This is a genomic window from Streptomyces sp. NPDC057271 (assembly GCF_042668715.1).
Lineage (GTDB): Bacteria > Actinomycetota > Actinomycetes > Streptomycetales > Streptomycetaceae > Streptomyces.
The window spans coordinates 37,706-51,376 of the sequence record NZ_JBHUYJ010000025.1 but is presented as its reverse complement, the minus strand read 5'-3'; the positions used below and the strand labels follow the sequence as shown (position 1 = coordinate 51,376).

The window sequence follows — 13,671 nt, the reverse complement described above, 5'->3', positions numbered from 1 at the left end:
GTGCGCGGGCTTCTTCACGTCTGGAGACGTCATGGTCAACATCACCCGCGCCGCGGATCTGCTCGAGGTCGGCGCCAACGGCGGCGGCTGGGTCGCCCCCGTGGGCACCGCATCCCCGGGCGACCCGGCGGTGCAACCGCTCGCCCCGTGGCTGCCGCTCGGCGCACTGTCCGACGACGGACTCGTCCAGGGCTTCGAGGAGGACTCCCAGTCCTTCACGCCGTGGGGCTACACGGCACCGATCCGGACCACCATCACCAGCTCCCTGCGGACCTTCTCCGTCACCGCGTGGGAAACGGGCCGCACCACGGTGCAGTCGCTGCAGTACCGCATCGACGTCGGCGACCTGACGCCCGCTTCCGGGCTGACGACGTTCGCCGAGACGGCGTCTCCGACTCCGGACCGGCGGGCGTTCTGGTTCGTCGTCCTGGACGGCGAGTTCCAGCGCGGCTTCTACGTCCCCCAGGGCGAGATCACCGAGCGTTCGGACGTGACCCACAAGCAGGACGAGGTCGCCGGCTTCCAGTGGACGATCACGTCCTACCCCGACGAGTCCGGCAACACCGTCTACCACGCCGACCGCGTACCCGCGACCCCCGAATACACGGGGTCCTGATCGGGTGGGCGGGCCGTCAACCGTCGGCGCGGGCCCGGCCCGCCCACCTCTACCTCTGCCCGCGCCCTGACCTAGGAGGTCCGCGCCATGACCGACACCAAGACCGACGTCACCCCCGCCGAAGCCCAAGAGACCGAGGCCACGGGCCACTACGTCACCGCTCCGCTGTGCGGCAAGGACCTGGAGATCGTGCCCCCCGGCGCCTGGCGCCAGTCCTGGCAGCGCAAGCTGAAGGCCGGCGACTTCGACGCCTTCCTCGAGGACGTCCTCAGCCCTGCGTCATACGAGTTGTACCTCGACCTCGACCCGACCAACGACGAGGTCGGCGAGCTCCTCAGCGTTGCAGGCGAGGCGGCTGGAGAGCCGCTGGGAAAGTCCGGTGGACCCAAGCCGTCGTCGAGGAGCACGCGGAAGCGGTAGAGGCCGACCTCTGGCGCTACTACCGGCGCGACCTCCTGGACGTACACCGCGGCACGATGACGTGGCGGCAGCTCCGAGTTCTGATCCAGCACTTGCCGCCGGAGTCGTCGACGATGACCGCGCTCAGGAACAAGCTCTCTGACGAGGAGCTGGCCGCGCAGGCGGATGACGGCGAGCCCGAGAAGGGCCGTTGGTCGCAGGATCAGCAGCTGGTGGCCGCCTGTTACGACGTGCTGCGCCGGATCGAGTACGTCCTGATCTGCGTGAACACGGAGAAGCAGTCGCGGCCGGCCCGCCCAGAGCCGATGCGCCGCCCCGGCGCGGCCCCGAAAAGGGTCAAGCCGAAGCTCACACCGGCCAAGGCAGACCGCCTCTTCGCACTCATCAACGGAGGCGCGGCCTGACGCGCGGGAGGGAGTCTCCTAGTGGCGATCCAGGTCGGCTCTGTTGAGGTCGATGTCGTCCCGAACACTCGGGGGATCTATGCCCAGCTGAATGCAGGCCTGGTACCCGCGGCCACTCGGGTGGGGGATGAGATGGGGCGGGTCATCGCCCGCCGTTTGACCGTCCGAATCACGCCGGCGATCCGAGACGCGATCGAGGGCGGCTCTCGTGCGGCTCGTCCGTCCGCTGTACGGCAGGGCGACGAGACTGCGGGAGCCTTCTCGCGGGCGCTGAAGGCTCGTCTGCAAGCCGCGTTCCGCAGCTTGCCGAAGATCACCATTGACGCGAACACCTCAGAAGCAGACGCGGACCTGCAGGCGCTTCGCGTGCGCATGGAGACCCTCGCCAACAAGCACATCGGCATCGACATAGACGCCGGCGCCGCGAGGGCAGAGATCCGCCTCATCGAAGCGGAGCTGACCCGGCTGGGCGCCCAGCATCCGAACGTGCAGGTCCGCGCTGACACGACAACGGCCCTGGGCGAGCTGGCCGCAGTTCATGCCGCGATCGACGCGGTGGACGGCAAGCGGGCCCGCATCGACGTAGACACCTCTGGCGCGGTGGCAGCGGTCCTGCACCTGACCGTAGCCATCGGTGGCCTGGCAGCCATTCCGGCGATCCCTGTCCTCGCTGCTGGCATCGGCGCCATTGGGTCCGCGGCGGTGGCGGCTAGCGTCGGTGTCGGGGCGCTTGCGGCTGTCGCGGTCCCGGCTTTCATCAGCATCGGCGGGGCTCTGCAGGCGCAGAAGGCTGCGCAGGACGCGGCGACCAACTCGTCGCTGCGGGGTGCTCAGGCAAGCAGCCAGGGCGCCTCGCAGGCTCTGCAACTGGCTGGCGCCCAGCAGGCCCTGGCGGCGGCGGAGCGCAACGGTGCCCGGCAGATCGCCCAGGCGCTGCAGCAGGTGCGGCAGGCGAAGATCTCGGCTGCCGACGCTGTGGTGCAGGCCGCAGAGCGTAACGCCCAGGCGGCCCGCAGCATCGAGGACGCCGAACGCGCACTGGCTCGCTCGCAGCAGGACGCACGGCGCGCTCAGGAGGAGCTCACCGACGCCAGGCGCGATGCCGCACAGGAACTCGAAGACCTGAACTCGAGGCTTGCCGGCGCGCAGCTCTCCCAGAAGGACGCGGCCCTCAGCGTCCGGGAGGCTGAAGCCGAGCTGAACGCCGTCCGGGCGAAGGGCAGCAAGGCTACCCAGCTCGAGCAGGACCGCGCCCAGCTTGCCTACGACCAGGCCGTGCAGCGGCTGAAGGATCAGACGACCGAGACGGCCCGCCTCACGCAAGAGACCGCTGAGGCGAACAAGGCCGGCGTCGACGGCTCGGACACGGTCAAGTCCGCGCAGGAACGTCTGGCGGACGCCCAGGAGCAGGTGGCGGATCGTACCCGTGCGGTACGAGACGCCCAGGTTGAGGCTGCCCGCACGCAGGTGGAGACGGCCCGCCAGGTTGCCGCCGCACAGGAGCGGGTTGGCGAGGCGACGGCGAACGTCGCACAGGCCCAGCAGTCCGCTGCCGAAGCAGCGGCCTCAGCGCAGCGTCAGATCGCCTCCGCGTCGCTCTCGGCGGCCGGGGGCGTGGATCAGGCTGCCGTCGCGCAGGCGAAGTACCAGGCGGCTCTGGCGAAGCTGTCGCCAGCCGCGCGGGACACGTTCAACGCGTTCCAGTCGCTTCGGACCGCTTTCAAGGGCTGGTCGACGTCGCTGCAGCCGCAGGTGATGCCCATCTTCACCCGTGCGTTGGAGGGCCTGAAGAACAGCCTGCCTGGCCTGACGCCGTTCGTCCGCGCTGCGGCGCAGGCGATCAGCGACCTGCAGGACCGGGTGTCGCGCGGCTTCAAGTCGCCGTGGTGGCAGCAGTTCAAAGCAGATCTGTCGGGCGGCGCCTATCAGGCGATCATCGGGTTCGGAGTCGGGTTCGGCCGGATCTTCAAGGGCATGGCGGGCGTCGTGCAGGCCTTCCTGCCGCACATGGACTCCATCAGCACCCGGATGCAGGAGATCACCGGACGGTTCGCGAACTGGGGCACCGGGCTGAAGGGGTCGGAGCGGTTCGAACGCTTCCTCGCCTACGCCTCGGAGCAGGCCCCCATTCTTGCCCGCTTCCTCGGCGACATCGGATCGGCTTTCTATCAGATCGCGAAGGCCGCATCGCCTCTGTCCGGACCGGTCCTGACTGTGCTGGGCGCGGTGGCGTCGGCCATCGCTTCGATCGCCGAGAATCTTCCCTGGCTGATCCAGCTGCTGTACGCGGTCTGGGTCGCGACGAAGCTGTGGACGCTCGCAATGATCGCGTTCAACCTGGTCATGAACGCCAACCCCATCGTTCTGATCGTCACAGCGATCGTGGCGCTCGTTGCTGCGGTCATCTACGCCTACAAGAACTGGACGTGGTTCAGGGAGGCTGTCGACGCTGCATGGGAGGGCATCAAGACGACGGTCCTGTTCATCTGGGAAAACGTCCTTAAGCCCGTCTTCAATGCGATCGTCGTGGCCCTCAAGGCTGTGGCGGATGCCGCATCGTGGCTGTGGAACACCATCCTCAGCCCGGTCTTCAGCTTCATCGGGCAAGCGGCAAAGATCCTGGCCACGGCTGTCCTGACGTTTCTGATCGTTCCGATCGTGCTGGCATTCAAGGCTGTGGCGGCTGTCGCCACGTGGCTCTGGGAGAACATCCTGAAGCCTGTCTGGGACGCGATTGCCGCGCTGGCCATCTGGCTCTGGGAGAAGGCTCTCAAGCCTGCCTTCGACAACATCGTAACCATCCTGAAGGCTGTCGGTGCGATCGCCGAGTGGCTGTGGGACAACGTCCTGTCGCCTGTCTTCACCTTCATCGGCGACAAGGCGAAGTGGCTCTGGAGCAACGCCGTCAAGCCTGCTCTCGACAGTTTCAAGAAGGGGCTGGAGGATGCAGGGAACAAGGGGCAGTGGGTCTGGGAGCACCTCCTGCGCCCTGTCTTCAGCTTCATCGGTGACAAGGCAAAGTGGCTGTGGGACAAGGCGCTGAAGCCGGCGTTCGATAACATCAAGAAGGGCGTCCAGGCGGTCGGGGAATCTTTCGACGACGCCAAGGGGTTCATCGAGAAGGCCTGGAACAAGGTCCAGGACATCGCGAAGAAGCCTGTTCGCTTCATCATCGACAAGATCTACAACGCGGGCATCGTGCCGACGTGGAACAAGATCGCAGACGCTTTCGGTGCCCCGAAGATCAAGAGGATGGAGCTGAAGGGCTGGGCCCGAGGCGGCATCCTTCCCGGACAGTCCTCCTTCCGGCAGGGCGATGACCAGCTCGTCCCGATGCGCCGAGGCGAGGGCGTCTACGTCTCCGAAGCGATGCGGGACCCCTACGAGCGCGCCCGGCTGCACGCCGTCAACAGGGCTGCCATGGCCGGCAAGCCGCTCAGCCAGTTCCAGGGATTTGCCAAGGGCGGCATCTTCGACTGGGTCGGCAACGCTGCATCCAACGTGGTCGACTTCGCTTCCACCGGAGTGTCGTGGCTCAAGGACGGCATCAAGGCGTCCGCGACCGCCGGCCTCGACCTGGTCGTGAAGCCGCTGCTGGACAAGATTTCCGGCTCAGCCTCCCTCTACCGCGACATGGTGACCGGCATCCCGCGCAAAATCATCAAGGCGATCGTCGGGTACTCCGGCGAGGCGGACAAGCGTCTGACTGAGTCCGGCATCGGCGGAGGCGGGTTCGCCAAGGGCCTCAGCTGGGCTCGCACTCAGCACGGCCTGCCGTACCAGTGGGGCGGCAACGGCAACCCGTCCTGGGACTGCTCCGGGCTCGTCTCGGCGATCGAGTCCGTCATCCGAGGGCAGAAGCCGCACCGCCGCTGGGCCACAGGCTCCTTCTCCGGGCGTACAGCACCGCCCGACTGGGTCCTGAACGGCCGCTCGCCGTACATGATCGGCATCACGAACGCAGGTGTCGGCCACACGGCAGGAACGATCAACGGGGTCAACGTCGAGTCTCGCGGTGGCGATGGAGTGGTCATCGGCAGCCGGGCCCGCTCGTACCACGACCCGCTGTTCACTCACCGGTACGCCTATCAGGGCAAGTACGACTCGGGCGGCTACCTGCAGCCCGGCCTCAACCTTGCCTACAACGGCACCGGCCGGCCCGAGCCGGTGTTCACGACGCAGCAAGCCAACGCACTCGCGCGAGTGGCCACGGCTCCGGCCGCAGGCGGTCTCCAGCCGGGCGACACGTTGACCCTGAGGGTCGGCGAGCACGAGTTCGCTGCCTACGTCGACCGCAGGGCCGACGGCCGAGTCGACGCGACCCTCCGCCCGGCCGTATCCGCGATGCGCGCGAACAGGAGGGGGTGAGCATGGCGATCCCGGGCAACTTCCTCTCGGCGGTGACGGAGTCGGTAGACCCGAACACCTCGGGCTGGGTGGCCAAGCTCAACTGCTCGATCTCGAAGGGCACGGGCGGCCGGAACGGCGACGGCACGCTGCGGCTGTCGTCGACGGCGGCGGGCGAGATGCAGGCCCGCACCGTCGCCTCCTACCCGGTCACCCCGTGGACGGAGTACCAGACTCTCGCGGATGCGTCCGGCGCTACGGTGCCGGAGCGCATCGGCCTGCGCTGGCTGGACTCCACGGGCACCGAGATCAGCATCTCGTGGTCGCTGACAACGGCCACTGCTTCGGCGACGTGGCACCGGATCAGCGTCGCCGATTTCGCCCCCGGCACGGCCGCTTCGGTGCAGGTCGTGGTCTCCGCGACTCCCGCCGCTGGCAGCGTGATCAACCACTTCGAGAACGTGTACCTCGGCCTTCCCCAGCGGACGACCGGCAACATGATCGCGTTCAATCCGGAGACGCTCGAGCGGGACACCTCGGGCTGGGTCGTCGAGACGAACTGCACGCTGTCGCGCCAGGTCCCGATGGTGCAGTGGCCGGTGAACTACTACGCCGGCGGCGGCCACGTCATGGCCATGACCGTCACCGCGAACGGCAACGCATCGGCGAAGACCGTGGACTCGGTGGCGGCGACGCCCGGCGTCGAGTATCTCGCGTATGCGCTGATCAACCCCCCGACCGCGGGGTCGACTTGCTGGGTTGAGATCCGGTTCCTCGACGCCGCCAACTCGGTGCTGCAGACGGCGCGGGCGAACCTGGCGGCGCCGGGTACCGGCTACTACCGGCAGCGGGTCGCGGACACGGCTCCGGCGAACACGACGCAGATGGTCATCGCCGTCGGCATCACCGGGGCCACGGCCGCGCAGGTTGCGCGCTTCGACGGCATTGTCGTCTACCCGTCCTCGATGACCCCGGTCCGCGAGGGCAGTCTGGTGAAGTGGCCGGACGCCACTTTCGAGCAGGGCGTCGGCAGTTGGACGGTGGCATCAGGTGCGGCGACCCTGGCCCGGATCACGCCGTGGGGCACGGATTTCGTCGAGAACGCGTACTGCCTGGTCGTCACATCCGCGACAGCCACCACCAGTGTCATCCGCACCGGGAAGATCCCGATCGGGGACGCGGCCGGCCTGTCATTCACCACCGAGTACGCCATGAAGGTCGTCTCGGGCGGCTGGACGCTGACGCGCTCGATCCGCTGGTACGACGCGGCGAACGTCGATCTGGGTATCACGTCGGGCGCGGCTGCCGCTGTGCCGACGCCGAACTGGTGGCTGCTGTCGATCCAGCACACGGCCCCGGCGGGTGCGACGCAGGCGGCGGTGGAGTGGACGCTGACGGCCACGGCGGCGCCGTCGGTGCTGCGGGTCGACAAGGTCTCGCTCTGGGAATCCGTGCCGCTCGTCGAAGCCATTCCGAACGACGCCGAGGCCTACGTCACGGTCACCATGCGGGAGCTTCCCCTGGGCGACACGATCAGTGTGTGGCGGGTCGCGGAGGACGGCTCCCAGACGCTGGTGCGCGGCACGTCCGGCCTGATCAACGCCGAGACGATCGCCAGCGACGTCCTGGTCTTCGAGGACTACGAGGCACCCCTCGGCAGCCCGTTCGTGTACTACGGGGAGACCCGGGACAGCAGCAACGGCATCTCGGGCACCCGCGTCAGCGTCAGCATCACCCTGGATCCCGGCGACACCAACTACGGCTGGCTGAAGGACCCTGGCCAGCCGCAGCGGAACACCAGGGTCATGATTGCGCGGGCGCCGGACTGGCAGCGCCCAATCGCACAGGCCGAGCATCGCGTCAAGGGCCGCAAGAACTCGGTCGTCCACTCCGACGTCCGCGGCGGCCTCGAGGGCGACCTCGTCGTCTACACACAGTCCGACGACGAACGGAAACGGCTGGACTGGCTCCTCGACTCCGGAAACGTCCTGCTCTGGCAGGTGGCCCCGGGCATGGGCGAGGACGACGTCTACGTGAACGTGGGCCAGGTTGTCCGCCCCCGCACCGGCGGTGTCGCCTCGGATCCGTGGCGGACGTGGACTCTGCCGCTCAAGGTGACGGACATGCCCACAACGGTCGGCCTGGCCGGCTCGGCGGGCCGCACCTGGCAGGACGTGCTCACGGAGTTCGCCACCTGGGCAGACGTGCTCGCCACCTACGCCACCTGGGAAGACGTGCTCCTGGACCGGAGGATCACCTGATGTACCCGGTCAGTCAGCGGTTCCTCGACACCATCGTCGAATCCCACAACCCGCTGGTCGAGGTGACGCTATTCCGGGCGGACGGCAGGGTGGAGTCCCTGTCTCACACCGGCGGCAGTGTCTCGGTGGACCGGGGGAGCCAGTGCCGGCGGACGTGCAGCGTCACCATCGCCGACATCAGCCTCATCCCGCGGACCGCCCTCGACAAGCTGTCCGTGTACGGCGCCCGTCTGCGAATCGTTCGCGGGGTCGAATACGGAGGTGGGCAGACAGAGACTGTGCCGCTCGGCGTGTTCCGGCTCGACGAGACCGGCGGCGATGTCGACGAGGGGCCCGTCACCCTCACCGGGAAGAGCCTCGAATGTGTGGTCGCCGACGACAAGTTCACCGCCCCGTACCGGGCGACGGGTACAGCCGTGAGCGCGGTGACCGCACTCATCCAGCGCAGCATCCCCGACGCCGTCGTCACTACCGCCTCGACCGTCGCGGATGCCGCCATCGGGCCGCGGACCTTCGACATCGAGGGCGACCCGTGGGCGGCCGTGCAGGAGATCGCTGCCGCGATCGGCGCCGAGGTGTACGCCGACGCCGACGGCCAGTTCACCGTCTCCGACCTTCCCGACCTGCTGACAACACCGGTCGCCTGGACGATCAGCGCGGGGGAGGGTGGCGCCTACATGCAGGCGAGCCGGGCCATGACTGCCGACGGCATCTACAACGGAGTCCTCGCCCGCGGGGAGAACGCCGAGACGAACACCGCTCCTGTGTCGGCGCTGGTCGTCGACAACGACGCTGGCTCGCCCACGTACTGGTCGGGCCCGTTCGGGCACCGGCCGATGTTCTACACGTCCAGCACGCTCATCACAGCCGGCCAGTGCACGGCCGCCGCGACCCTCAAGCTCCGGGCGGCTCAGGCGCCGAGCGCGAGCGCGGACATCACATCGCTGCCCAACCCGGCTCTCGAGCCCGGCGACATCGTGCGCGTCGTCTACCCCGACGGCACGAAGGAGCTCCACCAGGTGCACAGCTTCTCGGTGAGCCTGGACGTGGGTGGCAGCTTCACGATTCAGACCATCTCGGCGAAGGAGGGCTCGTGACGTCGAACGCGCTCTCGCTGCAGTTGGCGGACGCCGTCAGGCAGCAGGCGGTGGCCGCGGGGCAGGAGTCCACGACCGTCCGCGGCTCCGACTGGCGCATGGCCACGGTCGCAACGGTGGGCACCGACGGGACTGTCACCACGACCGACGGCATCGTCGCCCGCCGCATGGACACCTACGCCTCGCCCGCCGTAAGCGACCTGATCTACATCACGATCAGCAGCGCAGGGAACTGGGCCGCATGGGGTCGTGCGGCACCATCCACGACGGCAGGAACGTGGCAGGCACTGAGCTTCGCCGGTTCCTGGTCGGCGTGGGGCTCCCCGTACTACACGCCCGCGTACCGCATCAACGGCGACCGCACGGTACAGATGTGCGGTCTAGCCCGAGCGCCGGCCGCGACGACCGGGGCGTCCACGGTCGGCACGCTGCCGACCGCGGCGCGACCGGCTTCGAAAGTGCGTTTCCCGGCCCAGATCGCCGTCGGGATTCTCGGCGTCATCGACATCAACACGGACGGGACCGTCGTGATCAACGACTACACGGGAAACGCAAGCTGGGCGCCGCTGGACGTCGTCCGCTTCCGGCTCAGCTGACAAGGAGGGCCGATGGCCACCGACGACTACGGGCAGAGCATCACAATCCCCGCCCTCACAGATGCTCCGAGCATCGCGGCCATGAGCGCCGCCGTACAGCAGGTCCTGCAGCGCGCGGTGCTGTCCTTCGCCTCCGCCTCAGCCCGCAACGCCACCCTGGTCAGCCCCGTCGAAGGCATGACGGCCTGGCTGCAGGACAGCAACACGATGACCCAGTACGACGGAGCCTCCTGGCAGCCTCTCCAGTCCGGCGGCACGTGGACGGCATACGCGCCAGCCTGGACGGCGAACGGCTCCAACCCTTCGATCAGCAACGGCAGCATCGCGGGCCGGTACCAGCTCATTGGCAAGACGTGCACGGCGGTCTTCGAGGTCGTGTGCGGCACGACGACCACCTTCGGCACGGGCAGCTGGGCGATCTCGCTCCCCTTCGCTGTGGCGTCCCCTGGAAGCACCTCCGCGAACTGGTGCTACCTCGGAAGCGCCCGCGGGCACAACCCCAGCCAGTGGGTGGCCGGCACCGTAGCCGCCCTGCAAGGCACATCGGTAGCCCGGATCTACTCCCACGAGCACGCTGCCGAATGGTCGAACTCCCAACCGCACGTCTGGACCGCGACCACCGCAAACCATTTCCAAGGCCAAGTGACCTACGAAGTCGTCTGACCCCACCCCACCCCTGACGCCCCGTGCCCGCCGGCCGGGGCCTTCGCCATTTCTGGAGGCCTCATGGCCTGGTACTCCGCGGCCACGCAGATGGAGCTCCAACCGGAGTCGGACTCGCAGCCGGCCATCCGGCCGACCCAGTTCATCCTCCACAGCATCGCCGCGCCGTGGACCGCGCGCCGCATGTACGAGTACTGGCGCGACAGCACGAACTTGGACAGCCATTTCGGCCTCGGGTACGAGGGCGACCTCGGTCAGTACATCGGGACCGAGACCCGCGCGGACGCCAACTACCGGGCGAACCGGCGGCCTGACGGTACCGGCGCCGTCTCGATCGAGACCGCGTCGAACCTGCAGCACACCGATCCGTGGACTGACGCCCAGGTCGAGCAGCTGATCAGGCTCGGTGTGTGGCTCCACCAGCGGCACGGCATCCCACTGCGGATCTGCCGCACAGCATCCGACCCCGGCTACGGCTACCACCGGTTGCACGCCGACTGGGCCGTTTCCGGTACGGCCTGCCCCGGCGACGCCCGGGTCCGCCAGTTCCGAGAGGTCGTGTTCCCGGGCATCGTCGCCCGCGCGACCGGCACCGCACTCCCTGAGGAGGAAGACATGGCCACGCCCGTAGAGCTCTGGGCCTACAAGGGCCGGGATGAGACGCAGGACGCCTACGCCTACCTGCGCGGCACCAGCCGCAAGATCGACGCGCTCACCACGCAGGTCGCCGGGCTCTCCGCCGCAGTGCAGGCGATCGCCGGGCAGCTCGGCGACGACGTCGACACCGCCACCGTCGTGGCGGCCGTCGAGCAGGCCATCGCCGACGCCGTCGTCCAGGTCAACGTCGACATCACCGGCCCCACCAACCCCTGAACGGATCGGACATCATCGTGAGACTCTTCGGCAAGGAGCCGGCGCTCGTCATCGCCGCCATCTCCGCAGCGCTGTCGCTGCTCGTCACCTTCAACGTCGGCCTCAGCACGGAGCAGGCGGGCGCGATCGTCGCCGTCATCTCCGCCGCCCTCGCCGCCGCGACTGCGGCCATGACCCGGCCGATCGCGCCCTCCGCGTTCACCGGCCTCGTCGCCGCCGGTGTCGCCCTGCTCGCTGCCTACGGCTTCAACGTCGCCCCGGAGACGGTCGGTGCCCTGAACGCCGTCGTCCTCGCCGTCCTCGGCCTCGTGACGCGCGGCCAGGTCAGCCCGACGACCGGCGCCCGCCCGCTGTCTGGGGTGTGAGTGCCGCGCCGCGTAGCCCGGCGGCTGTCCCGGATCCTCGGCCGCCGCGGCGCATTCCTCGCCAGCTTCGGCGTGCTGTGGGCGCTGTACGGATTCGGGCAGCTCGTCGAGCCTCTGCCGGACACTCGCGGCATCCGGCTCCTGCTGCACCTGATGCCACTGGAGGCGTGGGCCTGGTGCTGGGTCGCCTGCGGTCTCGTCGCCGTGGCATCGGCTGTACTACCAGAGGGGCGGGACTGGTACGGATTCCCCGCCCTCCTGGCCATCGTTGTTCCGTGGATGCTCGCGTACCTCGTGTCGTGGTGGCCGCTCGGAGACAACGCTAGGGGGTGGGTGACGGCACTGATCTGGGCGGTAGCCACAGTGCCGGTGATCGTGGTGGCCGGGTGGAGAGAACCACCGCGCCCCAAGAAACTGGAGTGAGCCCATGAGCGTCGAGATGTGGACCGCGGTGTCCAGTGGCGTAGTGGGGGTGGCCTCCGCCGGGGCCGCAGTGTGGAGCGGGCGTGCGGCACGCCGGACGCGACGGGACCATCGGCGTGATGACTTCAGTGTCGTCACGGACGCCATGCGGAAGGAGATCAGCAGGCAGGGTCAGCGGATCGACGAGCTGGAGCAGGTCGCCGACCGGCAGGACCAGCGCCTCGAGGGCGCGGGCGTCGCCATCTCCTACCTCATCGAGCGGGTCCGCGGCCTCACCACATGGGTGCGGGGTGCCGGCCTCGAGCCGCCGGCCGCACCACCCGTACCGCAGCGAGCCCGCGAGTTCATCCACCACGACCTGTGAACTGGGATGCCATGACCGAACTACCGTCCCAACGGCCCGTCGCTCGCCGGATCGACGAGACCGCTGCCGACATGGGCACCCTCGTCGACATGGGCGTCGTCCCCGAACAGCCCGAACCGCCGCCGGAGGAACCGGCCCCCGAGCCTGTGCCTGAGGAATGACAGAGCCCCCGCCGCCTCGCGCGGTGGGGGCCTTCTGCTGTGCCCAGAGGTCAGTGCATGTGCTGGATCATGCGCTCGGCCTCTTCGCGGCTGGAGCCGTTCTCCATCTCGACTTCGATGAGGCGGTCGGTGGCCAGCTTGGTCTGACGCAAGCAGTAGTCCACGAAGTCATCGGAGCTGGCACCAGGGTTGTTCCTGCGCCACTGCTCCAGTTCCTGCCGGACGAAGACCCATGTGGCTGCCTCGATCTGAGCCTGAAGGGTCTCGTGGGCGTTGGCCATCCTGTCCCCTTGATCATCCGTTGACGGCAAACCACCGTCTATCGTCATCACGTCAACGAGCCTATCGTCGCAGGAAGTTGATGTCGACAACTCGCGTCGAAAATCTATGACGGGTAACCCTTCGCCGGTAGAGTCGTCACATGGACTTCGGATACGCCCGGGTCTCAACGGCAGACCAGAACCCGGATCACCAGATCGACGCCCTCCTGCGGGCCGGCGTCGACGAGCAGAACATCCACATCGACTACGCCAGCGGCGCCAAGGCGTCCCGGCCTGAGTTCGACATCCTCCTGAAGCGACTGCGAGACGGAGACACCCTCAAAGCCACGCGGCTGGATCGCATCTCGAGGTCTCTGCTGCACCTGGTCACGCTGGGTGCCGACCTGCGGGAGCGGGGCGTTGGGCTGCACATCATCGAGCAAGGCATCGACAGCTCCACCCCAGAAGGCCGCGCCATGTTCGGGATGCTCGGCGTCATGGCCGAGCTCCAGCGAGAGCTGATCCTGGCGAACACCCGGGACGGACTGGCCGCGGCCAGGGCTCGCGGTCGAGTCGGTGGCCGGCGGGCAAGGCTCACAGAGCACCAGGCTGCCATCGCTCAAGAGCTGTACGACAAGCGAGAGAAGACCGTGCAAGAGATCGCCGACCTGTTCAGCGTTCCGCGTACAACCGTGTATGGGCACCTGAACAGAGACGGCACCAACGCACGCAAGTCCAGCAAGTAGCCGAGACGTTATGCGCTGGACGAGTTACGTCGTCCGTCCTAGGTAAGGGCCACTCGCCGAGGAGGACGCATGGAG

At 68.2% G+C, this 13,671-nt stretch carries 15 protein-coding genes; 14 read left to right on the top strand and 1 reads right to left on the bottom strand.

All coding sequences use genetic code 11. From position 1 onward, the window contains the following. The first annotated feature begins 31 nt into the window (after positions 1 to 31). The 13 genes from ACFUJR_RS14730 to ACFUJR_RS14670 all read left to right on the top strand — a co-directional run bounded on the left by ACFUJR_RS14730 (position 32) and on the right by ACFUJR_RS14670 (position 12,590). Positions 32 to 616, top strand: a complete 585-nt coding sequence (locus ACFUJR_RS14730) for a phage tail protein (protein WP_383166378.1) — start codon at positions 32 to 34, stop codon at positions 614 to 616. A gap of 87 nt (positions 617 to 703) precedes the next feature. Further along, positions 704 to 1,036, top strand: a complete 333-nt coding sequence (locus ACFUJR_RS14725) for a hypothetical protein (RefSeq protein WP_383166381.1) — start codon at positions 704 to 706, stop codon at positions 1,034 to 1,036. 56 nt (positions 1,037 to 1,092) lie between these two features. Next, positions 1,093 to 1,440, top strand: a complete 348-nt coding sequence (locus ACFUJR_RS14720) for a hypothetical protein (RefSeq protein WP_383166384.1) — start codon at positions 1,093 to 1,095, stop codon at positions 1,438 to 1,440. A gap of 21 nt (positions 1,441 to 1,461) precedes the next feature. Further along, positions 1,462 to 5,808 carry a hypothetical protein gene (locus ACFUJR_RS14715; RefSeq protein ID WP_383166387.1) on the top strand — a complete coding sequence of 1,449 codons (4,347 nt, stop codon included), beginning with the start codon at positions 1,462 to 1,464 and terminating at the stop codon, positions 5,806 to 5,808. A gap of 2 nt (positions 5,809 to 5,810) precedes the next feature. Beyond that, positions 5,811 to 8,048, top strand: coding sequence for a hypothetical protein (locus tag ACFUJR_RS14710; protein ID WP_383166390.1), 2,238 nt, complete (start codon positions 5,811 to 5,813; stop codon positions 8,046 to 8,048). Continuing rightward, positions 8,048 to 9,145, top strand: a complete 1,098-nt coding sequence (locus ACFUJR_RS14705; protein WP_383166393.1) for a DUF5047 domain-containing protein — start codon at positions 8,048 to 8,050, stop codon at positions 9,143 to 9,145. Before ACFUJR_RS14710 ends, ACFUJR_RS14705 begins: the two co-directional genes overlap by 1 nt. Then, positions 9,142 to 9,741 (top strand): hypothetical protein, encoded by a 600-nt coding sequence (locus tag ACFUJR_RS14700; protein WP_383166396.1) that lies wholly within the window; start codon positions 9,142 to 9,144, stop codon positions 9,739 to 9,741. The genes ACFUJR_RS14705 and ACFUJR_RS14700 overlap by 4 nt, the downstream gene beginning before the upstream one ends. 12 nt (positions 9,742 to 9,753) lie before the next feature. Beyond that, on the top strand, positions 9,754 to 10,404 hold the full coding sequence (locus ACFUJR_RS14695) for a hypothetical protein (RefSeq protein ID WP_383166399.1): 651 nt from the start codon (positions 9,754 to 9,756) through the stop codon (positions 10,402 to 10,404). A 63-nt stretch (positions 10,405 to 10,467) separates the two neighbouring features. Continuing rightward, a complete protein-coding gene (locus ACFUJR_RS14690; protein ID WP_383166401.1) occupies positions 10,468 to 11,277 on the top strand; it encodes an N-acetylmuramoyl-L-alanine amidase in 810 nt (269 codons plus the stop codon). A gap of 17 nt (positions 11,278 to 11,294) precedes the next feature. Then, positions 11,295 to 11,642 (top strand): hypothetical protein, encoded by a 348-nt coding sequence (locus ACFUJR_RS14685; RefSeq protein WP_383166404.1) that lies wholly within the window; start codon positions 11,295 to 11,297, stop codon positions 11,640 to 11,642. Further along, on the top strand, positions 11,643 to 12,065 hold the full coding sequence (locus tag ACFUJR_RS14680) for a hypothetical protein (RefSeq protein ID WP_383166407.1): 423 nt from the start codon (positions 11,643 to 11,645) through the stop codon (positions 12,063 to 12,065). A gap of 4 nt (positions 12,066 to 12,069) precedes the next feature. Then, the gene (locus ACFUJR_RS14675) at positions 12,070 to 12,429 is read left to right on the top strand and encodes a hypothetical protein (protein WP_383166410.1); all 360 of its coding nucleotides are present in this window, start codon (positions 12,070 to 12,072) and stop codon (positions 12,427 to 12,429) included. 11 nt (positions 12,430 to 12,440) lie between these two features. Then, on the top strand, positions 12,441 to 12,590 hold the full coding sequence (locus ACFUJR_RS14670) for a hypothetical protein (RefSeq protein WP_383166413.1): 150 nt from the start codon (positions 12,441 to 12,443) through the stop codon (positions 12,588 to 12,590). A 50-nt stretch (positions 12,591 to 12,640) separates the two neighbouring features. Here ACFUJR_RS14670 and ACFUJR_RS14665 read toward each other — a convergent pair whose 3' ends face one another. Beyond that, positions 12,641 to 12,871: a hypothetical protein gene (locus ACFUJR_RS14665; protein WP_383166416.1), complete on the bottom strand. Its 231-nt coding sequence runs from the start codon at positions 12,869 to 12,871 to the stop codon at positions 12,641 to 12,643. A gap of 140 nt (positions 12,872 to 13,011) precedes the next feature. Between ACFUJR_RS14665 and ACFUJR_RS14660 the strand changes: the two genes are divergently transcribed. Beyond that, positions 13,012 to 13,596, top strand: coding sequence for a recombinase family protein (locus tag ACFUJR_RS14660; protein WP_383166419.1), 585 nt, complete (start codon positions 13,012 to 13,014; stop codon positions 13,594 to 13,596). Positions 13,597 to 13,671: the final 75 nt, after the last annotated feature.

Coding starts and splice junctions, on each gene's coding strand:
- ACFUJR_RS14730 (WP_383166378.1), top strand. CDS start 32: ATGGTCAACATCACCCGCGCCGCGGATCTGCTCGAGGTCGGCGCCAAC.
- ACFUJR_RS14725 (WP_383166381.1), top strand. CDS start 704: ATGACCGACACCAAGACCGACGTCACCCCCGCCGAAGCCCAAGAGACC.
- ACFUJR_RS14720 (WP_383166384.1), top strand. CDS start 1,093: ATGACGTGGCGGCAGCTCCGAGTTCTGATCCAGCACTTGCCGCCGGAG.
- ACFUJR_RS14710 (WP_383166390.1), top strand. CDS start 5,811: ATGGCGATCCCGGGCAACTTCCTCTCGGCGGTGACGGAGTCGGTAGAC.
- ACFUJR_RS14705 (WP_383166393.1), top strand. CDS start 8,048: ATGTACCCGGTCAGTCAGCGGTTCCTCGACACCATCGTCGAATCCCAC.
- ACFUJR_RS14695 (WP_383166399.1), top strand. CDS start 9,754: ATGGCCACCGACGACTACGGGCAGAGCATCACAATCCCCGCCCTCACA.
- ACFUJR_RS14690 (WP_383166401.1), top strand. CDS start 10,468: ATGGCCTGGTACTCCGCGGCCACGCAGATGGAGCTCCAACCGGAGTCG.
- ACFUJR_RS14675 (WP_383166410.1), top strand. CDS start 12,070: ATGAGCGTCGAGATGTGGACCGCGGTGTCCAGTGGCGTAGTGGGGGTG.
- ACFUJR_RS14670 (WP_383166413.1), top strand. CDS start 12,441: ATGACCGAACTACCGTCCCAACGGCCCGTCGCTCGCCGGATCGACGAG.
- ACFUJR_RS14665 (WP_383166416.1), bottom strand. CDS start 12,871: ATGGCCAACGCCCACGAGACCCTTCAGGCTCAGATCGAGGCAGCCACA.
- ACFUJR_RS14660 (WP_383166419.1), top strand. CDS start 13,012: ATGGACTTCGGATACGCCCGGGTCTCAACGGCAGACCAGAACCCGGAT.